The sequence below is a fragment of the Serratia sp. 2723 genome, from assembly GCF_050434425.1.
GTDB lineage: Bacteria > Pseudomonadota > Gammaproteobacteria > Enterobacterales > Enterobacteriaceae > Chania.
The window spans coordinates 312,060-334,128 of the sequence record NZ_JBNDIN010000006.1; the positions used below are offsets into that span (position 1 = coordinate 312,060).

22 protein-coding genes and 1 tRNA gene are annotated in these 22,069 nt (G+C 55.0%); 12 read left to right on the forward strand and 11 right to left on the reverse strand.

Annotated elements, in window-relative coordinates; genetic code table 11:
• Positions 1-12: 12 nt before the first annotated feature.
• On the reverse strand, positions 13-1,008 hold the full coding sequence (gene pgl, locus ABIE29_RS12135) for a 6-phosphogluconolactonase (RefSeq protein WP_429619040.1): 996 nt from the start codon (positions 1,006-1,008) through the stop codon (positions 13-15).
• Positions 1,009-1,163: 155 nt separating this feature from the next.
• On the opposite strand from pgl, the gene ABIE29_RS12140 reads away from it, so the two are divergent.
• Entirely contained in the window at positions 1,164-1,985 is an 822-nt protein-coding gene (locus ABIE29_RS12140; RefSeq protein WP_429619041.1) for a pyridoxal phosphatase, read from the forward strand.
• Between the two features lie 79 nt (positions 1,986-2,064).
• The gene (locus ABIE29_RS12145; protein ID WP_429619042.1) at positions 2,065-2,394 is read left to right on the forward strand and encodes a hypothetical protein; all 330 of its coding nucleotides are present in this window, start codon (positions 2,065-2,067) and stop codon (positions 2,392-2,394) included.
• A gap of 126 nt (positions 2,395-2,520) precedes the next feature.
• Here the strand turns inward: ABIE29_RS12145 and modC are convergent, their stop codons facing one another.
• The 4 genes from modC to ABIE29_RS12165 form a co-directional block, all read right to left on the reverse strand.
• A complete protein-coding gene (gene modC / locus ABIE29_RS12150; protein WP_429619043.1) occupies positions 2,521-3,624 on the reverse strand; it encodes a molybdenum ABC transporter ATP-binding protein ModC in 1,104 nt (367 codons plus the stop codon).
• Complete coding sequence (gene modB, locus ABIE29_RS12155) at positions 3,625-4,314, reverse strand: molybdate ABC transporter permease subunit (RefSeq protein WP_024483123.1); 690 nt, start codon at positions 4,312-4,314, stop codon at positions 3,625-3,627. It abuts the gene before it with no gap.
• Positions 4,311-5,084 carry a molybdate ABC transporter substrate-binding protein gene (modA, locus tag ABIE29_RS12160; protein WP_429619044.1) on the reverse strand — a complete coding sequence of 258 codons (774 nt, stop codon included), beginning with the start codon at positions 5,082-5,084 and terminating at the stop codon, positions 4,311-4,313. Before modA ends, modB begins: the two co-directional genes overlap by 4 nt.
• A 149-nt stretch (positions 5,085-5,233) precedes the next feature.
• The gene (locus ABIE29_RS12165; protein ID WP_024483125.1) at positions 5,234-5,377 is read right to left on the reverse strand and encodes an AcrZ family multidrug efflux pump-associated protein; all 144 of its coding nucleotides are present in this window, start codon (positions 5,375-5,377) and stop codon (positions 5,234-5,236) included.
• 179 nt (positions 5,378-5,556) lie between these two features.
• Between ABIE29_RS12165 and modE the strand changes: the two genes are divergently transcribed.
• The 9 genes from modE (at position 5,557) to gpmA (ending at position 14,679) form a co-directional block, all read left to right on the forward strand.
• Positions 5,557-6,348 carry a molybdenum-dependent transcriptional regulator gene (modE, locus tag ABIE29_RS12170; RefSeq protein WP_429619045.1) on the forward strand — a complete coding sequence of 264 codons (792 nt, stop codon included), beginning with the start codon at positions 5,557-5,559 and terminating at the stop codon, positions 6,346-6,348.
• 90 nt (positions 6,349-6,438) lie between these two features.
• Positions 6,439-7,908 carry a molybdate ABC transporter ATP-binding protein ModF gene (gene modF / locus ABIE29_RS12175; protein ID WP_429619046.1) on the forward strand — a complete coding sequence of 490 codons (1,470 nt, stop codon included), beginning with the start codon at positions 6,439-6,441 and terminating at the stop codon, positions 7,906-7,908.
• A 120-nt stretch (positions 7,909-8,028) separates the two neighbouring features.
• Entirely contained in the window at positions 8,029-8,601 is a 573-nt protein-coding gene (locus tag ABIE29_RS12180; protein ID WP_429619047.1) for a cysteine hydrolase family protein, read from the forward strand.
• Between the two features lie 152 nt (positions 8,602-8,753).
• Complete coding sequence (locus tag ABIE29_RS12185; protein ID WP_429619048.1) at positions 8,754-9,572, forward strand: CPBP family intramembrane glutamic endopeptidase; 819 nt, start codon at positions 8,754-8,756, stop codon at positions 9,570-9,572.
• A 264-nt stretch (positions 9,573-9,836) separates the two neighbouring features.
• A complete protein-coding gene (galT, locus tag ABIE29_RS12190) occupies positions 9,837-10,889 on the forward strand; it encodes a galactose-1-phosphate uridylyltransferase (RefSeq protein WP_429619049.1) in 1,053 nt (350 codons plus the stop codon).
• The gene (gene galK, locus ABIE29_RS12195; protein WP_429619050.1) at positions 10,886-12,037 is read left to right on the forward strand and encodes a galactokinase; all 1,152 of its coding nucleotides are present in this window, start codon (positions 10,886-10,888) and stop codon (positions 12,035-12,037) included. The genes galT and galK overlap by 4 nt, the downstream gene beginning before the upstream one ends.
• On the forward strand, positions 12,031-13,074 hold the full coding sequence (gene galM / locus ABIE29_RS12200) for a galactose-1-epimerase (protein WP_429619051.1): 1,044 nt from the start codon (positions 12,031-12,033) through the stop codon (positions 13,072-13,074). Before galK ends, galM begins: the two co-directional genes overlap by 7 nt.
• A gap of 187 nt (positions 13,075-13,261) precedes the next feature.
• Positions 13,262-13,600, forward strand: coding sequence for a PsiF family protein (locus ABIE29_RS12205; protein ID WP_429619052.1), 339 nt, complete (start codon positions 13,262-13,264; stop codon positions 13,598-13,600).
• Positions 13,601-13,926: 326 nt separating this feature from the next.
• Positions 13,927-14,679, forward strand: a complete 753-nt coding sequence (gpmA, locus tag ABIE29_RS12210; protein ID WP_429619053.1) for a 2,3-diphosphoglycerate-dependent phosphoglycerate mutase — start codon at positions 13,927-13,929, stop codon at positions 14,677-14,679.
• 52 nt (positions 14,680-14,731) lie between these two features.
• Here the strand turns inward: gpmA and ABIE29_RS12215 are convergent, their stop codons facing one another.
• From ABIE29_RS12215 to aroG, 3 genes are all read right to left on the reverse strand, one after another.
• On the reverse strand, positions 14,732-15,769 hold the full coding sequence (locus tag ABIE29_RS12215; protein WP_429619054.1) for a M48 family metallopeptidase: 1,038 nt from the start codon (positions 15,767-15,769) through the stop codon (positions 14,732-14,734).
• Positions 15,770-15,779: 10 nt separating this feature from the next.
• Positions 15,780-16,958, reverse strand: a complete 1,179-nt coding sequence (locus ABIE29_RS12220; protein ID WP_429619055.1) for a YjgN family protein — start codon at positions 16,956-16,958, stop codon at positions 15,780-15,782.
• A gap of 363 nt (positions 16,959-17,321) precedes the next feature.
• Positions 17,322-18,377 (reverse strand): 3-deoxy-7-phosphoheptulonate synthase AroG, encoded by a 1,056-nt coding sequence (aroG, locus tag ABIE29_RS12225; protein ID WP_429619056.1) that lies wholly within the window; start codon positions 18,375-18,377, stop codon positions 17,322-17,324.
• Between the two features lie 208 nt (positions 18,378-18,585).
• Here aroG and zitB point away from each other — a divergent pair, with 208 nt between their 5' ends.
• Complete coding sequence (zitB, locus tag ABIE29_RS12230) at positions 18,586-19,524, forward strand: CDF family zinc transporter ZitB (protein WP_429619057.1); 939 nt, start codon at positions 18,586-18,588, stop codon at positions 19,522-19,524.
• Between the two features lie 32 nt (positions 19,525-19,556).
• Here the strand turns inward: zitB and pnuC are convergent, their stop codons facing one another.
• The 3 genes from pnuC to ABIE29_RS12245 form a co-directional block, all read right to left on the reverse strand.
• Positions 19,557-20,282 (reverse strand): nicotinamide riboside transporter PnuC, encoded by a 726-nt coding sequence (gene pnuC / locus ABIE29_RS12235; protein WP_429619058.1) that lies wholly within the window; start codon positions 20,280-20,282, stop codon positions 19,557-19,559.
• Positions 20,283-20,312: 30 nt separating this feature from the next.
• On the reverse strand, positions 20,313-21,374 hold the full coding sequence (nadA, locus tag ABIE29_RS12240; RefSeq protein ID WP_429619059.1) for a quinolinate synthase NadA: 1,062 nt from the start codon (positions 21,372-21,374) through the stop codon (positions 20,313-20,315).
• 358 nt (positions 21,375-21,732) lie between these two features.
• Positions 21,733-21,808, reverse strand: a tRNA-Lys gene (locus ABIE29_RS12245).
• Between the last annotated feature and the right edge of the window lie 261 nt (positions 21,809-22,069).

Genomic DNA, 22,069 nt, shown 5'->3' on the forward strand with positions numbered 1-22,069 from the left:
ATTTTTAACCCGCTATTTTGCCAGCACGCTCACCCACATAGGGCCTTTGCCCACCGGATAACGCGCCAGGTCCGTCAGCTCACCGCTGTCTTGGTCAATCTGATACACGCCGATATGGCCAGATTTCTGCCCTGCCGCAATCACGAAACGACCGCTGTGATCGATGTTGAAACCACGCGGCTGCTCTTCAGTGGCATGGTGGCCAACCACCGCAATCCTGCCGCCGTCTGCCGAGACGCTGAATACGGTTAAAATACTGGCGGTGCGATCGCTGGTATACAGGAAACGGCCGTTTGGCGTGAGGTGGATATCTGCCGCCCAGCGGGTGCCGGTGAAATCGGCAGGCATCATGTCCAGGCTTTGCACCAGCGTATATTTGCCGCCGTTGGCTTCGATAGCGAACACGTCCACCGTGCCATCCAGTTCATTGACGCAGTAAGCGAATTTATCGTTGCCATGGAATGCCATATGGCGCGGGCCTGCACCGGTTGCCGTCGCTACGGCTTCTTGGCCGTGTGGTGTCAGTTGGCCTTGCTGGCTCAGATTGAACAGGCGGATGCGGTCCTCTTTCAGGCATGGCACCAGCAGCAATTGATTGGTGGGGTCGATATTGGCCGAATGCGGTGCGGTCAGACCATCGATTTGCTGGATGGGGGCGAGCACTACGCCATCATGGCCAATCGGACTGATGCTGGCACAGTTGCCGCTGTAGGAAGCGGAGAACAGGAAACGGCCCTGCAAATCGGTGGAAATATGGGTCGGGCTGCCTGGCAGCGGTGCCATTCCCGCCTCATGCAACGTGCCATCTTCCGCAATACGATAGCTGACTATGCCAAACGCCGGGCGTACCCCAACATACAGATGAGTCTTGTCCGGATGGATCGCCATCGGCTGTACCTGCCCCGCCACCTCGACCGTTTGCAGCAGCGCCAGTGCGCCCTGGTCGTCTAACTGCCACACGTGGATCTGTTGGCTTTCCGGGCTGGCGACATAAACGATTTGCTTCATTTGCTCTCCTTAATGAGAAAGGGTAACCGGTTTCAGTTTGTTCTAGCTTACGCGACATTTGTGACATGGCAACCCTGCTCGGCTACGTGGTTTTATCAAATGGTCATCCGGTGTACCATCGAGGTAATTTTCTTGCTAACTATAATGAGACCGCTATGAGCTACCGTGTTATTGCCCTCGATTTAGACGGCACTTTGCTAGACAACCAGAAACGTATCTTACCGCAGTCGCTGGCCGCGCTGGAGGAAGCCCGTGCTGCCGGGGTAAAGGTTGTGGTGGTCACCGGCCGCCATCACGTGGCTATCCATCCGTTCTACCAGGCACTGCAAATCGATACGCCAGCCATTTGCTGTAACGGCACCTATCTGTACGACTTCCAGCAGAAAAAGGTGCTGGCGTCCGATCCGCTGGCAAAAGAGCAGGCCAAGCAGGTGCTGCAACTGCTCAAGCAAAATGCTATTCACGGCCTGATGTATGTGGACGACGCCATGCTGTATCAGGAGACAAGCGGTCATGTGATCCGTTCTCTGGCCTGGTCGGAGACTTTGCCGGTAGCCCAGCGCCCAACGTTGTTGCAGGTCAACAGCCTGATGCAGGCGGCGGATGACGCGCAGGCCATCTGGAAATTTGCCACTTCACACAACGATCTCCCGGCGCTGCGCAGCTTTGCCGAAATGGTAGAAAAAGAGCTGGGCCTGGCCTGTGAATGGTCCTGGCACGATCAGGTGGACATTGCCAAAGGCGGCAACAGCAAGGGCAAACGCCTGCAGCAGTGGGTGGAGTCACAGGGGTTGAGCATGGATCAGGTGGTCGCCTTTGGTGACAACTACAACGATCTGAGCATGCTTGAAGCCGTTGGGCTGGGCGTCGCCATGGGTAATGCCGATAATGCCATCAAGGAACGTGCTGATCTGGTGATTGCCGATCATCTGCAGCCGGGGATTGCCGAGGTGATCCGTTCCCACGTGCTGAATTAACAGAAGAGGCCCCTCACCCTAACCCTCTCCCACAGGGAGAGGGAACCGATCGAGTGGGCTGAAAGTATCGTGATTCTTCATGAGCACCGGCAGATTCAGCTTGGTTGAGAGGGCGATCGAGTTTGCTGAGGTGACCTCTTTACTTCCAAAAGAGCAGGGGCTAATAGCTCTCTCTCTTTTTTGGGAGCCGATCGAGTTTGCTGAGGTGACCTCTTTTTTTCCAAAAGAGCAGGGGCTAATAGCTCCCTCTCCTTTTTGGGAGCCGATCGAGCTTGCTGAGGTGACCTCTTTATTTCCAAAAAAGCAGGGGCTAATAGCTCCCTCTCCTTTTTGGGAACCGATCGAGTTTGCTGAGGTGACCTCTTTATTTCCAAAAGAGCAGGGGCTAATAGCTCCCTCTCCTTTTTAGGAGCCGATCGAGCTTGCTGAGGTGACCTCTTTACTTCCAAAAGAGCAGGGGCTAATAGCTCTCTCTCCTTTTTGGGAGCCGATCGAGCTTGCTGAGGTGACCTCTTTACTTCCAAAAGAGCAGGGGCTAATAGCTCCCTCTCCCTGTGGGAGAGGGTTGGGGTGAGGGGCCATCGCGGCTGATCGACACGCTCTTGACCTGTGCATACAACCACTGACCGGGCCTGATCGCCAGATCGTCACGTGCCCATGGGGTGATCCGCGCCCAGAGAATGTTTTCCCCGACCGTCAGCTTCACCTCAACCTGCCCTGCCACATCCAGACACTCCACCACCTTGGCGGGCAGAATATTACGGATGCTGCTGTTGGCTGGCGGTTGCAGCACTAAAGAAACGTCGGCGGCGTTGATACGAATACGCATTTGGCTGCCCACCGGCGCTTCAATGCCGCCGACCCACAGCCGCTGATCGCCCAGTGCCAGCGCGGTCATGGCATAGCGTGGGTGATGCTCAATCACGCTCACACTCAACACGCTGCTCTGATCTTCACGCTGTAGCCAAGGCCGCAGCGCGCTGCTGGCCCAAACCTCCTCCAACCCGCCGTATGCCCGCACCTGGCCGCGGTCCAACACCATCACCTGCTCTGCCAGGCGTAAGATTTCGTCCATGCTGTGGCTGACATAGAGAATGGGGATGTTAACGTCCTGCGCCAGCCGCTCCAGATACGGTAGTAGCTCGCGCTTACGCGGCATATCGAGCGAGGCCAACGGTTCATCCATCAGCAACAGTTCCGGCGCGGTCAGCAGCGCCCGACCAATCGCGACGCGCTGTTTCTCACCACCGGAGAGGGTCAAAGGCAAGCGGTTGAGCAACGGCGCAATCCCCAACAGCTCGACAATGCTGTCAAACTGGCCGCGCATACTGGCCGCCATACCGTATTGCAGATTGCCGCGTACGCGATAATGCGGGAACAGGCGCGCATCCTGGAAAACATAACCAACACGGCGTTTTTCCGGTGGTAAACAGACACCGCTGGCGGTATCCACCAGCGTACGGCCATTAAGCACAATACGCCCCTGCTGCACCAGCGTCAGACCGCCAATGGCATTGATCAAGGAGGTTTTACCTGCCCCGGAAAGCCCGAAGATCGCGGTGATCCCCTGAGCCGGCAGATTAGCCTGCACGTTGAGATTGAGATCGCCAAGCTGCTGGGAGAAATCCAGTTCTAACATCTATAGGCCCATTCGCTTGCGGCCCCAGCGGGCCAGCCATTCGGAAACCATCAGGGCAGCCAGTGCCAGCACGATGGCAATCACGCACAAACGCGCTGCCGCCGCTTCGGCCCCTGGCGTTTCGATCAGGGTGTACATTGCCAGCGGGATGGTGCGGGTTTCACCAGGGATATTGGAAACAAAGGTGATGGTGGCGCCGAACTCGCCCAAAGAGCGGGCAAAGGCCAACACCACGCCAACGATCACACCGGGCAGCGAAAGCGGTAAAGTGATGGTGAAAAATACCCGCCACGGATTGGCGCCCAGGGTACGAGCCGCCTGTTCCAAACGGGTATCCACCGCTTCCAGCGACATGCGGATAGCACGCACCATCAGCGGGAATGCCACCACCGCCGAAGCCAAGGCAGCACCACGCCAGCTGAAACTGAAGCTGAAACCAAACCAGTTGTACAGCCATTCGCCGATGAAGCCGCGCCGCCCCATGGCGATCAGCAGCAGATAGCCCACCACCACCGGTGGCAGGACTAACGGCAGATGAATAATGCTATCCAACAACGATTTACCGGGAAAATTGCAGCGAACCAGGATCCAGGCCATCAAAATACCCAGCGGCAAACTGCAGATCACCGCCAGGCTGGAGACTTTCAGGCTCAGTTCAACCGCCTGCCATTCATACTCACTTAATATCATTTACGCGGGGTGAATCCATAACGTTCGAAGATAGCCGCAGCGGCCGGGGTCTTCAAGTAATCGTAGAAAGCCGTCACGGCTGGCGTCTGGTGATCTTTAACGATGGCCATTGGATACTCAACCGGCTTATGGCTGTCTTCCGGGAAGATGGCAATCACTTTGACCTTGTCGCTGGCAACGGCGTCAGAGCCGTAAACGATACCCAGCGGGGCTTCTTCACGCTCAACCATGGCCATGGCGCCGCGCACGTTATTAGCCCGCGCCAGCTGAGGTTCCAGCGCGGTCCATGCCCCTAGGTTCTGCAACGCTTCTTTGGCGTAGATGCCCGCAGGAACATGATCCGGATCGCCTACGGACAGGCGGCCACCATTAAGTAATTTGGCCCAGTCGGTTTGCTTGCTGATAGTGATTTTATCTTGTCTGGCCGCTTTGGCGGCGATCAGCACCAATTCGTTGCCTAGCAGGGTATAACGGGTGTCTTTCACCATCTGCTGCTTATCGATGGCGTAATCCATCCATTGCTGATCGGCAGAGATAAACATATCCGCAGGCGCCCCTTGCTCAATCTGGCGTGCCAGCGTTGAGGAGGAAGCAAAAGAGGAGACGACTTCGACGTCTTTGCCTTGCTGGTATTCGGTGGCGATATCTTGTAAGGCGTTGGTCAGCGAGGCAGCGGCAAACACGGTGATTTTCTCCGCCGCAGAAACCTGCGCCACCAGCCCGCAAGCCAATGCCACACCGCCAACCCAGTTAATCCATTGCTGTTTCATTGTTTTCTCCGCAAGTTAACCATCATCACATCGCTATGTAAAAAATAATATAACGCAGCGAGAACGATTGTCATGCGGTTTATCGGCAAAGCGGGAGATAACTTGAGAAATACCCGCCAAGAGAGCTCGGCGGGCATTTGGGAGGGGGATTAGCTGCGGTTTTCTTTAGGATGGCCAACTTTGGAGAAGAGGTTGAACACCTCACCCAAGCCATAAATCAAGCCTAAAATAATGGCCATCACTACCGGCACCATTACCACGGCAAACAACAGACTTTTCAATAATTCTAACATCGTAGCCTCACTTGACTGCTTTAAACCGCTGCGTAGGCTTCACTGTAAACCAAAACGCAGGCGAAAACGCGGTTATTTTACCGACTGCGGGAAATTTGTAACCGGCTAAACGTGCTCAGTTGGCGCTTTGCGGCAAATCGGCGACAATAGCCTGACTTACTGCCTTATAAGGACCCATCATGCAGGCCGAGATCCTCCTTACCCTAAAGCTGCAACAGAAGCTGTTCGCTGACCCACGCCGCATCGCGCTGCTCAAGCAAGTGGTGCATACCGGCTCGATCAGCCAGGGAGCCAAACTGGCGGGGATCAGCTACAAAAGCGCCTGGGATGCCATCAACGAGATGAATCAGCTGGCCGAGCAGACGGTGGTCGAACGCGCTACCGGCGGCAAAGGCGGCGGCGGCGCGCAGGTGACCCGTTATGGCCTGCGGCTGATCCAACTTTACGATCTGCTGGGCCAAATCCAGCAGAAGGCCTTTGACGTGTTGCAGCAGGACAATCTGCCATTGGACAGCCTGTTGGCCGCCATCGCCCGTTTCTCGTTGCAAACCAGCGCCCGCAACCAGTTTTTCGGCAGCGTGATTGAACGCAACCACCAGCAGGTCCAACAGCATATCAGCCTGCTGCTGGCCGACGGCCACACCCGCCTGACCGCTGCCGTGACTCAGCAAAGCGCCGACCGGCTACAGTTGACGCCGGGCAAAGAGGTTTTGGCCCTGATTAAAGCGCCTTGGGTGAAGCTGAGCACCGATCCGGCTTCGACCGGCCTGGCCGATAACGCGCTGGCAGGTTGCGTTGCCAGTATTCAACCTGGCAGCGATCACAGTGAGGTGCTGGTGACGCTCAATGGCGGAGAAACGCTGTGTGCTACCGTCAGCAACCAGGAACTGGCACAGTTGAAACTGAGCGTCGGTACTGCGGTACACGCCCTATTCAACGCCGATCGGGTGATTGTCGCGACGTTGTGTTAAACGCAACGTCACGTTGCAGTATTGCCGATTGACATCTTTTCCGCTTGCGCCTATTTCTAAGGAAGGTAATTGCAGAATAAGGTACAGAGGATGTCGTCGTTGCACATTTCGCAAGGTTCATTTCGTTTAAGCGATACCCGCACGCTGGAGTTGGATCGGCTCAGCATTCAGTCCGGTGACAGCTGGGCATTCGTCGGAGCTAACGGCAGCGGGAAATCCGCCCTGGCCCGGGCGCTGGCCGGTGAGCTGACGTTGCTGAAAGGCGAATGCCACAGTGATTTTCACCACGTGGTGCGGCTCTCCTTTGAGCAGTTGCAAAAGCTGGTCAGCGATGAATGGCTGCGCAACAACACCGACCTGCTCAGCCCGGACGAAGACGACACCGGCCGCACCACGGCGGAAATCATTCAGGAAGAGTTCAAAGATCCCGATCGCTGCGCGCAACTGGCCGAGCAGTTTGGTATCACGCCCCTGCTTTCACGCCGTTTCAAATATCTCTCTACCGGTGAGACCCGCAAAGCCCTGCTGTGTCGTGCCCTGATGGCCCAACCCGACCTATTGATCCTCGATGAGCCATTCGACGGGTTGGACGTCAATTCACGCGCTCAACTCGCCACCCTGCTTGGCGAACTTTCACAGCAGGGTTATACCATGATCCTGGTGCTCAACCGGTTTGATGAAATCCCAGACAACATTCAGCAGGTCGGCGTGCTGGCCGATTGCACCCTCACCAGTCAGGGGCCACGGCAACAGGTGATGGCCGATGCGCTGGTCGCCCAATTGGCACACAGTGAAAACCTCAACGGCTTGGCGCTGCCAGAAACCGAAGATCCCACCCAGGTCATCAGGCTGCCGGACGATCGGCCATTGATCGTTCTGCGTGATGGCGTGGTGAGCTACAACGATCGCCCGATTCTCAACCAACTCAGTTGGCAGGTTAACCCCGGTGAACACTGGCAGATCGTCGGCCCGAACGGGGCAGGAAAATCCACCCTGCTCAGCCTGATCACCGGCGATCATCCGCAAGGCTACAGCAACGATCTGACGCTGTTTGGCCGCCGGCGCGGCAGCGGGGAAACCATCTGGGATATCAAACGCCATATCGGCTACGTCAGCAGCAGCCTGCATCTGGACTATCGGGTCAGTTCCAGCGTACGTAACGTGATCCTGTCCGGCTTCTTTGATTCGATCGGCATTTATCAGGCGGTTTCCGATCGTCAGCATCAGCTGACCTCGCAATGGCTGGCGCTGCTCGGGCTTGACGCTATGGGCGATGCCCCCTTCCATAGCCTGTCCTGGGGCCAGCAACGCTTGGCGCTGATCGCCCGGGCGTTAGTCAAACATCCGGCGCTGCTGATCCTCGATGAGCCACTGCAAGGCCTGGATCCGCTAAACCGCCAGTTGGTAAGGCGTTTCGTTGATGTGCTGATACAACAGGGCGCGACCCAGTTGCTGTTTGTTTCACACCACGCAGAAGACGCGCCGCAATGCATCACCCATCGTTTCTCCTTCATCCCTGAAGGCGATGGCTACCGCTATCAGCAAGACGTCCTAGCTTAAAATACTCGGGGTGAGTGCTACAGCGCTCATCCTGGGGACATATCCAGCAACACTTCCTCCACAACGCATCACATTTGGCCTTTTATCATTAAAGGGTACAGAGACGTTTTTGGAGAAGGTATGTCCGCCGCGCTGATTATTATTGACCTGATTGAAGATCTGGCTGGCCCTAAAGGGCGGGCGAATCACTGCCGCGAGCAGATCGTAACGCGGGATGTGATCGCGCACGTCAATACTGCTGCGGCCTACGCGCGGGTGCGTAAAATCCCGGTGATTTGGTTACGCACCGGTTTTGCCGACAATTACCACGATATTCCCCGACACTCGCCGCTGTTCAATCAGCTCAAACACATCGGCGCGCTGCGTTTAAGTCACGAGGGATGCCATTGGCTGGCTGGCCTGGAGGTAAAAACCGAGGATCTGTGCCTGGAAAAGAAAGGGCTTAGCGCCTTTGCCGGTAACAATTTGTTAGCCTGGTTACAGCAGCATCGCTGCCACCACCTGTTATTGGGTGGTATCAGCACCCCGCTGGCCATTGAGAGCAGCGCCCGGCAGGCGCACGATGCAGGCTTACAGGTGACGATACTACAAGATCTGTGCGCCGCCCCATCGGAAGAGATCCACCAGCAAAGCCTGGAGAACTTGCAGAATCTGGGGGAGGTTACGCGTTCACCAGCGTGGATGAAGGGTTAAAACCGTTTCCGCACGATTAACTACTGTTCCGACCTTTAATTTCATCCTGTTGTGCTACTATCCCATTTAGTGCTCATTTTAATTTAACCAGACATTAACACGCCGGATTTCCGGCATTGAGCGCCGTGTGTCTATTTTAAGGGATAGCTATTATGTGGGGCGTACTTTCGGCTTCGTTGTTTTTTTTGCCATTTAACCGGCTGATTGCCTCGGTGGTATTGGCTGCGGCCGCCGCAATGGGGGTTTACCATCATATCCTGACACCTGTCGGCCTGGGTTATTTGGCGGTTATCGCCATTGCCATCTGGCTTCATCAACACTATCGCCAGCAGCGCAGCATCACGCTGGTGCTGGAAGTGTTTTTAGTCGCCTGCTCAATCGCTCTGTTTTACCACCTGATACCGGGCTTCAATAACCAGCTGATGGTCGATCAGGACAAAGTTGGCCCGATGAGCTCGCCGTTTTCCATGTATTACAATTTCGATAAGGCACTGGTGCCCTTTCTGCTGTTAGCCTGCCTGCCAACGCTGTTTAACACAGGCAAACCCGACAAACAGGTTGGCTTCAGCGCCTGGTTACTCCTGGTGCTAAGCATCCCTGCGGTGCTGCTGTTGGCAGTGGCGCTCGGTGGATTGAAAGTTGAGCTGCATCTGCCCTCCTGGATCCTGGCATTCATTATGGCCAACCTGTTTTTTGTTTCGATGGCCGAAGAAGCACTGTTCCGTGGCTATTTGCAGCAGCGCCTGCGCCAGTGGCTGGGTGCCTATCCGGCACTGATTATCACCGCCCTGCTGTTTGGTGCCGCCCACTTTGCCGGTGGCATGTTGATGGTGGCATTTGCCACGCTGGCGGGAGTGATTTATGGCCTGGCCTGGATGTGGAGCGGCCGCCTGTGGGTACCCATTCTCTTCCACTTTGGGCTAAATCTGGTCCATTTGCTGTTCTTTACTTACCCGGTTTATCAGTATTAGTCCTCCTCCAGGCCGGCAGATTTCTCTGCCGGCCTGGGTTGTGTAATCGTTACCACTTAACACGTTCTACCACCTCACCGACCTCAACAGGTTTAAAGCCTCAATCAATGTAAGCGATTCCATTCTTCGCGCTAGATCACCTTTTTATCACCGCGGTCGTGCTATCTTCTAGCCATTATTTTCCAAAATGCACTCGGCTATAGTCGGTCACACAGCAGGTGAAAGCGATTACAATTAGCCCCGTCGCTAGATAAAGGAAGCGCTATGCCTGATTTCAATCCTATCGATCATCCACATCGCCGTTTTAATCCCCTTACCGGCCAATGGGTGTTGGTATCTCCGCACCGGGCCAAACGCCCGTGGCAGGGCCAGCAGGAATCCCCCGCACAGGAAACGCTGCCAGCCCACGCTCCCGACTGCTTCCTTTGCCCCGGTAACACGCGCGTGACCGGTGATAAAAACCCTGACTATCCGGGTACCTACGTGTTCACCAATGATTTTGCCGCCCTGATGCAAGATACCCCACAGGCACCGGAAAGTGACGATCCGCTGATGCGTTGCCAGAGCGCCCGTGGCACCAGCCGGGTGATCTGCTTCTCCCCCGATCATAGTAAAACGCTACCGCAGCTGACGCTACCCGCGCTGGAACAGGTGATCGCCACCTGGCAGGAACAGACCGCCGATCTGGGACGCAGCTACCCCTGGGTACAGGTGTTTGAAAATAAAGGGGCCGCAATGGGCTGTTCCAATCCTCACCCGCACGGTCAGGTATGGGCCAACAGCTTCCTACCGAATGAAGCCGAACGAGAAGATCGCCTACAGCTGGAGTATTTCAACCAGCATCAATCCGCCATGCTGGTGGACTATGCTCAGCGCGAGCAGGCCGACGGCAGCCGTAAGGTGGTGGAAACCGAGCACTGGTTGGCGGTGGTCCCTTACTGGGCAGCCTGGCCGTTTGAAACGCTGCTGCTGCCAAAAGCGCCAGTGCAGCGCCTTACCGAACTTGGCGCAGCACAAAGCCGCGATCTGGCCATCGCGCTGAAGAAACTCACCAGCCGCTATGACAACCTGTTTCAATGCTCTTTCCCTTATTCCATGGGTTGGCACGGTGCGCCCTTCAACCAGGCCGATAACCGCCACTGGCAACTGCATGCCCACTTCTACCCGCCGTTACTGCGCAGTGCCACGGTGCGCAAATTTATGGTGGGCTATGAAATGCTGGCGGAAACCCAACGCGACCTGACCGCAGAACAAGCCGCTGAACGCCTGCGAGCGGTCAGTGATATCCATTACCGCGAAGCCGGAGTGAAACAATGAGTCTGAAGCAACTTACCCAAGCCCTGTTTACCGAACACTTTGGCTATACACCTACCCTGACGATCCAGGCACCGGGCCGGGTCAATCTGATCGGTGAGCACACCGATTACAACGATGGCTTTGTCCTACCTTGCGCAATTGATTATCAAACCGTGATCAGCGGGGCTCCACGCAGCGATCGCCAAATCCGCGTATTAGCCGCCGATTACGAGAACCAGCAGGATCAGTTTTCGCTGGATGAGCCGATCGTCAGCCACGCCAGTCTGCGCTGGGCCGATTATGTGCGCGGCGTGGTGAAACACCTGCAGACCCGCGATGCCAATTTTGCCGGTGCCGATCTGGTGATCAGCGGCAACGTCCCACAGGGTGCCGGGCTTAGTTCTTCCGCCTCACTGGAAGTGGCCGTCGGCCAGGCGTTGCAGGCACTCTATCAATTACCGCTGGACGGCGTAGCGCTGGCGCTAAATGGCCAGGAAGCGGAAAACCAGTTTGTCGGCTGCAACTGCGGCATTATGGATCAGCTGATTTCTGCGCTGGGCAAGAAAGATCACGCCCTGCTGATTGACTGCCGATCTCTGGAAACGCGCGCGGTGCCGATGCCAGCCGATATCGCGGTAGTGATCATCAACTCCAACGTCAAACGCGGCCTGGTCGACAGCGAGTACAACACCCGCCGGCAACAGTGCGAAGCGGCGGCTCGCTTCTTCGGCGTCAAGGCGCTGCGCGACGTCAGCCCGGATCTGTTTTTCCCGATCCTGCATGAACTGGATCCGATCGTGGCCAAACGGGCGCGCCATGTGATCACCGAAAACTATCGCACCTTGGCCGCTGCCGATGCCTTGGCCGCTGGCAACCTGAAGCTGATGGGCAAACTGATGGCCGAATCGCACGCGTCGATGCGTGATGACTTTGCCATCACCGTGCCCCCTGTCGATACGCTGGTCGAGATTGTTAAAGAGGTCATTGGCGATCGTGGCGGTGTGCGCATGACCGGAGGGGGCTTCGGGGGTTGCATCGTGGCCCTGATGCCGATGGATCTGGTAGAGTCGGTACGTACGGCGGTAGCTCGCGAATATCCACTGCGGACCAACGGCCTGCAAGAAACCTTCTACGTCTGCAAAGCTTCACAAGGATCCGGTCTATGCTGAGTGCTAACTCCGCCGTTGCCCCAGACGGCCAGCCCTTTATTCTCACCACCCTGAAAAATGCCGCAGGAATGGCGGTCACGTTTATGGATTGGGGCGCAACCTGGCTTTCCGCCGTGCTGCCGTTGAAATCAGGGGAACAACGTGAGCTGCTGCTGGGATGCCAAACCCCGCAGGACTACCTGCATCAGGGGGCCTATCTGGGGGCCACGGTCGGGCGCTATGCCAACCGCATTGCACATGCCAGCCTGAACATTGATGGCAAGCCACACCCGCTGATCGCCAATCAGGGGGAGCACCAACTGCACGGCGGGCCAAACGGCTTTCACGCTCGCCGCTGGCAGATCGTAGAGCAGGATGAGCAGCAGGTGATTTATCAGCTCCATTCGCCGGACGGCGACCAAGGTTTCCCTGGCAACCTCGACGTGACGCTGAGCTACCGGCTAACCGCCGATCACCGGCTGGAGATTGAATATCAGGCACAAACCGATCGCGCCTGCCCGGTCAATCTGACCAACCATGCCTATTTCAATCTGGATGGTGCTGGCCACGACGCCCGGCAACAGCGCTTGCAGCTGTTCGCCGATCATTATCTGCCCGTGGACAGCGATGGCATCCCCAATGCCGATCTGGCGGCGGTTGCAGGCAGCGGGATGGATTTCCGCCAGCCGAAAACCCTGCAGCAAGATTTATTGCACGACCGCGATCAGCAGCGGGTTAAGGGTTACGACCATGCCTACCTGCTGCACGACACCTGCCACCGGTTGGCAAGCCCGGCGGCTCACCTGTGGTCTGCCGACGGCAAGGTCGCGATGACGGTGTTTACCACCGCGCCAGCAATCCAGCTATACAGCGGCAATTATTTGGGTGGCACACCGGCGCGCGACGGCGGTAGCTACCAAAATTACGCCGGCGTGGCGCTGGAAAGCGAGTTCCTGCCGGATAGCCCGAACCACCCAGAATGGCCGCAGCCGGATTGTTGGCTACAACCTGGCCAGCGTTATCAGAGCGCAACGCACTATCAGCTTATTCCTATCTGAGCCGCCACGCCCCTTGTCATGCGGTAAGGGGCGTGATTGTTATAATTGCTTACATTGCCCCCCCAGGCCGTTACCTTTCATTATTGCCAACCCCGCACTAGAATCAGGCTACCGTGGTATGCACCAGCCCGTGAGTGATATCACAATTTTCGGCCTGCTGGCCGTTCAATAGCTGAAGGAACACCTAATGCGTCTGATTACTGCACTTCCATTACTGGCAGGTTTACTGCTGAGCACCAACCTGATGGCTGCCGACACCGCGGCAAAAACGCCTTCTCCGGCGCAGGCTGCCCAGCAAAAACGCATGACCGATTGTAATCAACAGGCTACCACCCAATCGCTGAAAGGTTCTGACCGCACCACCTTCATGAGCACCTGCCTGAAGGCTGAAGGCCACAATACCGAGAAGGCCCTGACGCCGCAGCAGCAGAAAATGAAAAGCTGTAATGCCGACGCCGCTAAAAAGAGCCTGAAAGGTGACGAGCGCAAAACCTTTATGAGTAGCTGCCTGAAAAAAACCGCCTGAACGCATTAACGCGGTGGCGCGGGTGAATAGCTCTCATTCGCGCCCTGTTACCAGCCTGAACGATTCAGCTCTTTCCTTCGCGCCCCTCTTACCTTGCGGCCAAAAATTGGCTATGGTTAATCACAATCTCCAGTAGCGGTAAGAGTTAATCCAGCTCTGTTCAAGTATGAAAGCGGGTACCGTTGGTAAGGTCATTCACCGGTATATCTTAAGGATTTCAAGCTGCAGCTTGAAAGACGACGGGTATACCGATTGCCGAGTGAATGGCCGCAGATTATAATGATATTCGTTATCATTAAACCTTCAGATTATTAAGGAGTTAAGCTATGGCTGTAACTAAGCTGGTTCTGGTGCGCCACGGCGAAAGCCAGTGGAACAACGAAAACCGCTTCACCGGTTGGTATGATGTCGATCTGTCCGACAAAGGCCGCACCGAAGCAAAAGCAGCGGGCAAGCTGTTGAAAGACGAAGGTTTCTCTTTCGATTTCGCTTACACCTCCGTACTGAAGCGTGCTATCCACACTCTGTGGAACATTCTGGACGAGTTGGACCAGGCCTGGCTGCCTACCGAAAAGTCCTGGAAGCTGAACGAACGCCATTACGGTGCGCTGCAGGGGCTGAACAAGGCCGAAACCGCAGAAAAATACGGTGATGAGCAGGTTAAACAATGGCGTCGCGGCTTCGCGGTCACACCACCAGAGCTGACCAAAGAAGATGAGCGCTACCCTGGCCACGATCCGCGTTACTCAGCGCTGAGCGAAAAAGAGTTGCCGCTGACCGAAAGCCTGGCGCTGACCATCGATCGCGTTATCCCATACTGGGACGAAGAGATCCTGCCACGCATCAAGAGCGGTGAGCGCGTGATCGTCGCGGCTCACGGTAACTCCCTGCGTGCGCTGGTAAAATATCTGGATAACCTGAGCGAAGACGAAATCCTCGAGCTGAACATCCCAACCGGCGTGCCGTTGGTGTATGAGTTCGATGAGAGCTTCAAGCCAATTAAGCGTTACTACCTGGGTAATGCCGATGAGATCGCAGCCAAAGCTGCAGCCGTCGCCAACCAGGGTAAAGCGAAGTAAGTTTTCGCCCCTGAAAAGCAACAAGCCCCCGGTGTTGAGCCGAGGGCTTTTTTTATTGCTGCTCTTTGATCCTGGCCGCTTCGATGGCCTGCAAACGCGCCTGCATCTCTGGATGGGTACTTAACCACTCCGGCACCTCTAGTGCCACGGTTGACGTGCTTGCCGCCTGTTGCAATGCACGGTAGAGATCTTCCATCGCCGATAACGAACGCCCCTGACGCTGCATTTCTGCGATTGCCCAGTCGTCTGCCTCACGCTCCACGCTGCGAGAGAACTGCATTTCATGCATAAACGAGGCCGATTGCAGCAAGGTATCACCGATGCCGCTGACGTCACCGGTCATCCACATAAACGTCAGTGCCACCAGGGATGAACGCACCACCATGCGCATTGGGTGACGGTAAGCATGATGCCCCATTTCATGGAGCATCACCGCAGCCAGGCCGTCGTCATGGGTCGCCAACTTGGCCAGATCGTCGGTGATCACCAAAGTCCCATCAGGTAACATGAACGCATTGGCAACCTCTGGCATCGCCAGCAATTTCAACTTGAGCGGAGTGCGCTCGTGCCGCATCTGCTCCGGCATCACCTGCAAGAACAGTTTCTGTAGCGCCTGCTGTTTCTCGGCGGGTAATTGCGAAGGCTTGAAACCACTGGTTTGCAGGAAATCGAGCGTATGTTTACCCAGCTTCTGTTCGGCCACGCTAGGAATACGCATGGCGATTTCACTGCTCGCCCAAGGGAGAATCAGGAAAACATAGGCCAGGGTCAGCAGAACGGTTAGTAACAACGTCAGCAACACGCCACGCTTATATCGCTCTAAGCGGTGCACCAACCCCGGTGAACGGCGTTGATAAAACCACTGGCGGAATGACGCATCATCGGCGGGCACAAACCGGCCACCGTCAGGGAAGGTCAGGGTTAGCGGAATGCGGCCCAGTGACTCGGAAACCGCGACCTGCGGTAAAGAAAAATAGCGATGTTCGCCATCATATTGCAGCGTCACCCCATCGCCCATATCGTTTAACAGCAGCCGGGCCGCCTGTTGGGCGGCCCGGCCAGGGCACTGATAGTGTCCTTCAAGGATCATCAGTCTTTACTCAAAAACCGGTGCCCAGATCGAGCGCCTGTACGGCTTCTTCAGCGATAGCGGTATTGGCCGTATCATGGTGAGCCTGCACAGACAACAACGACAGATCGCCTTCAACCTGAGTTGACTCAGCAATATAGCGAGCATGGCGTACGTGTGCCACCGGAGTAGCAAGGCCCAATGAGAAGACGGTGATCAGGCTGTTGGTAATCAATAGCCCCATATACGGCAGCGTCTTCATGGAAGAACGCAGTTTAACCTCGCCTTGCAGGGTGGTTTGGTTAAACACGTAGTTACGCTGAGCGACAACCATATAACTGCTGGAAACCATCACACCTAGCAGCAGCACCAACATCATCATCAACAGGCTACCGATATTACTTGCCATCTGGGCTTGCAACATTGCATCGGACATACCGCCAAACAGCGCCATTTGGAATAAGGTGACAAAGAACGAGCCAACCAATACCAAGGCGACGATCAGGAATGGCAAGAAGATCAACAGACTGAACAGCGCAATCTTAATGAACTCCGCTTTCTTGAATTCGGCCACAAATGGCGAAGTGCCAAAACGCAGGTTGTTCACATACAGATCGTGTTGCAGAGTAGCCAAGATACCATTAATAGCGGCCAACATCGGCACAAACAGGACAAAAGCAATAGCGGCCAGCAAGATCATTACAGTCGGGCTACCCAGATTGCTGGCAATCAGACCCAATACGGTAATCACCGCATACAGGCCAATAACCAACAGTATTGGACAGAACAATAATACCCAGTAGGCACGCCCGGTTTGGCACAGATAATTGAAGCGAACGCCACGATAGCTAGACATAATAGCGTTATAACGCCAGCTACGGATAATAATCCAAGGGATCAACGCAAAGAATGCCAGCATGGCGACCATACCAAGCAATGGGTTGATAAATAAAAGAATATAGAACAGGATCACGCCACCGATCACCAGCAGACGGCCCTTGAGGATTTGCATTGGCTGCGCGTGATAATCAAAGCGGTCGCCATTCAATTCGGTATTACCATAAAAATAGCGACGACGACGCACCGTTGCCCAAGCTGAGTATATTCCCAACGTAATAGCAGTCAGTAATATGTTAACCAGCCAGATCGCGAAATACTCCCCGCCCGTACCGCGAAAATACACTTGATGCCGAGTACTATTGTTTTCCATTAGCTATCATCCTGAAAGTAAAGTCATTCCCCATAATACCCTTATTTTTACATTGGGTATTTTGGTTGTAAAAAACACACCATCATAATCATACCGCGCAGCAAGAGCAAATTGTGTTTAACTAGTAACAGTTCCGCGGGCTGAAAACAGCGGCGAGAAAATAAGATAATTCCTGGAAATAAAAACATGGCCGGTAACACCAACTTATTACCATCAGAAAGGAGCGACCACAACGAGGAAAAATCTATAAGATTAGTTTAATGTCATATTTTATTCTGGTGCTATCGTAACAAGGGCTAATTCTTAAAATCACCGCCAGGGTTGGCCCCGCAACAGCGTTACAGGGCCACAAACGCGGGTAGCTTATCGGCTACGGCGCGCCTTCACCGCTGCGGCCAGATCGCGCAGTACGGTTTCAGTATCTTCCCAGCCAATACAGGCATCGGTGACGCTTTTACCGTAAAGCAGCGGCTCGCCGCTTTCCAGACTCTGATTGCCTTCCACCAGGTGACTTTCAATCATCACACCGATAATGGCTTTTTCACCACCACGCAGTTGCTGGCAAACATCCGCGTTCACCTCCAACTGTCTTTTAAACTGTTTGCTGCTGTTGGCGTGGCTGAAGTCGATCATCACCTGAGCAGGCAAGCCCGCTTTGGCTAGCCCTTCTTTCACTTCTTTCACATGGGCCGCGCTGTAGTTTGGCTCTTTGCCACCACGCAGAATAATGTGGCAGTCACCATTGCCGCTGGTATTAACAATCGCGGAATGACCCCATTTGGTGACAGACAGGAAGCAATGCGGTGCGCCAGCGGCGTTGATGGCATCGATAGCTACCTTGATGGTGCCGTCGGTGCCATTTTTGAAGCCCACCGGGCAGGACAGGCCAGAGGCCAGTTCACGGTGTACCTGGGATTCCGTGGTGCGTGCGCCGATCGCTCCCCAGCTCATCAAATCTGCCAGGTATTGCGGAGTGATCATATCCAGGAACTCACCCGCGGCAGGCAACCCGCTGTCATTGATATCCAACAGCAGCTTACGCGCCAGGCGCAGGCCTTCGTTAATCTGGAAGCTGTTATCCATCTGCGGATCGTTGATCAGCCCTTTCCAGCCAACGGTAGTACGCGGCTTTTCGAAATAAACCCGCATCACCACTTCCAGCTCACCGTTGAGTTCCTGGCGCAGGGCCATCAGGCGCGCGGCATACTCTTTTGCTGCTTTGGTATCGTGAATGGAACAAGGCCCAATCACCACCAACAGGCGATCGTCATTGCCACGCAGGATGTTGTGGATCGCTTGGCGAGCCTTTGACACCGTCTCTGCAGCCTGAGCTGAAGCCGGAAACTTTTCCAACAGGGCCACCGGCGGCAGGAGTTCCTTGATTTCTTTAATGCGTAAGTCGTCGTTTTGGTAATTCATCACTTTTCCATTCGGTATCGGGTGTATCGCACAACGCGTAGAGTAGATTTTACCAATCTAGCCTGTGAGGCTGGCGCTGTAAATCACCTTTAGACCCCATATTCGCCACCGGCAAATATTCAGCTCTCTACCAAGGCCGCCTATAATGTCCTAAGTAACGACCAAACTTAGACTTTGGCACCCGACAAACTTTGCAAAAGGACAACGAATGACTGGAGCTTCCCATGTCCATCGGCCCAAAGACGGCAACAGTAAGCGCCTACTAGCCGCATTTTTGGTCACCACTCTCTTCATGGTTGTCGAGGCCATTGGCGGGTTGGTTTCCGGTTCGCTGGCGCTGCTGGCTGACGCCGGGCATATGCTGACGGATTCCGCCGCCCTGCTCGTCGCGCTGATGGCAGTTCACTTTTCACAGCGTAAACCCAACGCCCGCCATACTTTTGGCTATCTGCGCCTGACCACGTTGGCCGCTTTTATCAATGCTGCCGCATTGCTGCTGATCGTCGTATTCATCCTGTGGGAGGCCGTACGGCGTTTCTTCGAACCACAGCCAGTGATGGGTACCCCAATGCTGGTGATCGCCGTAGCGGGTCTGCTGGCTAACCTGTTCGCTTTCTGGCTGCTGCACCGTGGCAATGAAGAGAAAAATATCAACGTGCGTGCCGCCGCCCTGCATGTTCTTGGCGACCTGCTCGGCTCCGTCGGGGCGATCGCAGCAGCCGTCATCATTCTGACTACCGGCTGGACCCCCATCGATCCGATACTCTCGGTCCTGGTTTCCTGCCTGGTGTTGCGCAGCGCCTGGCACCTGCTTAAGGAGAGTTTCCATGAACTGCTGGAGGGAACACCGCAGGAGGTAGATATCAATAAGTTGCAAAAGGATCTGTGCCTGAATATTCCGGAAGTGCGCAATATCCATCACGTGCATGTCTGGCAGATTGGCGATCAAAAGCTGATGACGCTACATGCCCAGGTGATCCCACCCCACGATCATGACGGACTGTTACGCCGCATCCAGGCCTATTTGCTGAAGCATTACCAGATTGGCCATGCGACGATCCAGATGGAGTACCAACATTGCGATACCCCCGACTGCGGCATTGCGAGTGACCACTCACACTCCAACCATCTGGGGCATCATCATTGACATCCTGGGGCGCTTGTCGCGCCCCAGGGGTACTAAGGTGCTGAAGAAAGCGGCTGGGAGCGATTCTTCGCGGCGCTGCGTATCCATAGCCAGGAGCCATTGAGCGCAATCAGCGTCAAAATGACGTATTCCAACGCCATGGCGTACACGCCCTGGTAGGCAAAGATCGCCACGCTGATCACATCAATCACTACCCACAGCAGCCAGTTTTCGACGTACTTGCGCGTCATCAGGATCATGGCGACGATAGACAGTACCATCATGGCTGAATCCCAGAACGGGAAGGCGTCCGGTTGCAGCTCTGGCATCTGTACGTTAAGACCCAGCCCCTGCATGACCGCCACCGCAATTTGTGTCAGGTAGGCAAATACCCGGTCGATATTAAACGTCATCAACGCGATACCAACCACACACGCGGTCCCCCATGCCAATGCTTTAGGCAGCGGCAACCAACGGATCTGCAATTCAGCCTGATTATCCTGCGTCTGGCGGCTCCAGGCGTACCAGCCGTAAATATTGGCCACGAAGAAAAACAGTTGCAGCAACAGGCTGGCGTACAGTTGGATCTGAAAGAAAATCACCGCAAACAGCGTGACGTTGATCAGGCCAAACAGATAGTTGATGATTTTCTCTTTGCTGGCATACCAGATACAGAGTAAACCAAACAGCGTACCGATGGCCTCAATCCACGACAGGTCATAACCCCCTGCACCAATCGGAATGTGAACCAGAATGTTGCCGGTGCTGAAAAAGTTCATGTGTCTTCCTTATAAAAAGTAAGCCTGGATTCAGGCGTTGCCTTTAACCTGCATTTTCAACTGCGCTGCAAAGTCCAGCATACGGTTGAGCGGGATCAACGCCTGATCACGCAGTGCGCCATCAACAAAAATCTCATGCTGTGACCCCCCTTGTTCCAACCCTTCGGCAATAGCCTTCAGGCCGTTCATCGCCATCCACGGGCAGTGGGCACAGCTGCGACAGGTGGCCCCCTCACCGGCAGTAGGGGCTTCAAACAGTTCTTTATCCGGGCAAGCTTGCTGCATCTTGTAGAAGATACCGCGATCGGTGGCCACGATCAGTTGCCGGTTGGGCAAGGTTACCGCCGCCTGGATCAGTTGGCTGGTCGAACCGACGGCATCAGCCAGATCGACTATCGCCTGCGGTGACTCTGGATGCACCAGTATCGCGGCCTCCGGGTATAGGGCTTTCATACGTATCAGCGCCTGGGTTTTAAACTCGTCATGGACGATACAGGCCCCCTGCCAGCACAACACGTCTGCACCGGTCTGCTTTTGTACATAGTTGCCCAGATGGCGATCCGGCGCCCAGATGACTTTTTCCCCCAGGCTATCGAGATGCTCAATCAGCTCAACGGCAATGCTGGAAGTGACCACCCAATCGGCACGCGCTTTGACCGCCGCCGAGGTATTGGCATAAACCACCACGGTCCGATCTGGATGGCTGTCGCAGAATGCGGCAAACTCCGTCTCAGGACAACCAAGGTCCAGCGAGCACTCGGCATGCAGCGTTGGCATCAGCACCTGTTTTTCCGGGCTGAGAATTTTGGCCGTCTCCCCCATAAAACGTACGCCAGCAACCAGCAAGGTGGACGCAGGATGTTGGCTGCCGAAACGCGCCATCTCCAGTGAATCGGCAACGCAACCGCCAGTCTCCTCGGCCAGCGCCTGGATCTCCGGATCGGTATAGTAATGAGCTACCAGGACCGCATCACGCTGCTTGAGCAAGGTTTTGATCTTCTGCCGATAAAAAGCCTTCTCTGCGATATCTAACGGCACCGGTTTCGGTGGGAATGGATATATCGCCGCATTGACATCAAACATTTCACTCATCGCTGTATCTCTATGCTAGGCTGCGGGTCTGCTTTTCTGGCTGTATCCTGCCGCTTGCTCAACCGCCTCGTTTTATATACTAAACAAAATACCTAATTTTTAGCTAAAAGTCGCTGAACATTTCTTGCTATGGGCAGATTTGTTTAATGGGCTGAAATTATGGTTGAAATGAGGAACTTTGGGATTAAAAGATAACGGCTAGGAGCAGTGATTTGTGGGAGAGTGGGCCTGGCAGGATGACCGGCTGCCGCCGTTGTCTCGCAAGCGAGACTCGAACCTGAACGCAGGATCTCACCCGCACGACTGATGCGATATGCGATTTTGTTGTTGGGATTTTATTACTGAGAATTCTTTGAGATGGTGGGTCGTGCAGGATTCGAACCTGCGACCAATTGATTAAAAGTCAACTGCTCTACCAACTGAGCTAACGACCCACTGATGTGGTTTACTACTGAACCGCGCTAGCAACGAGAGAGACTCGACTGCAATTCTTTATCAACTCATCTAGAATTGGTGGGTCGTGCAAGATTAGCGGCCATGCCGTGGTCTCCCTACGGTCGGCTCGAACCTTTGACGGTTCTCATCCCTCACGATTCCAGCTTTACCAACTCATTAAGAATTGGTGGGTCGTGCAGGATTCGAACCTGCGACCAATTGATTAAAAGTCAACTGCTCTACCAACTGAGCTAACGACC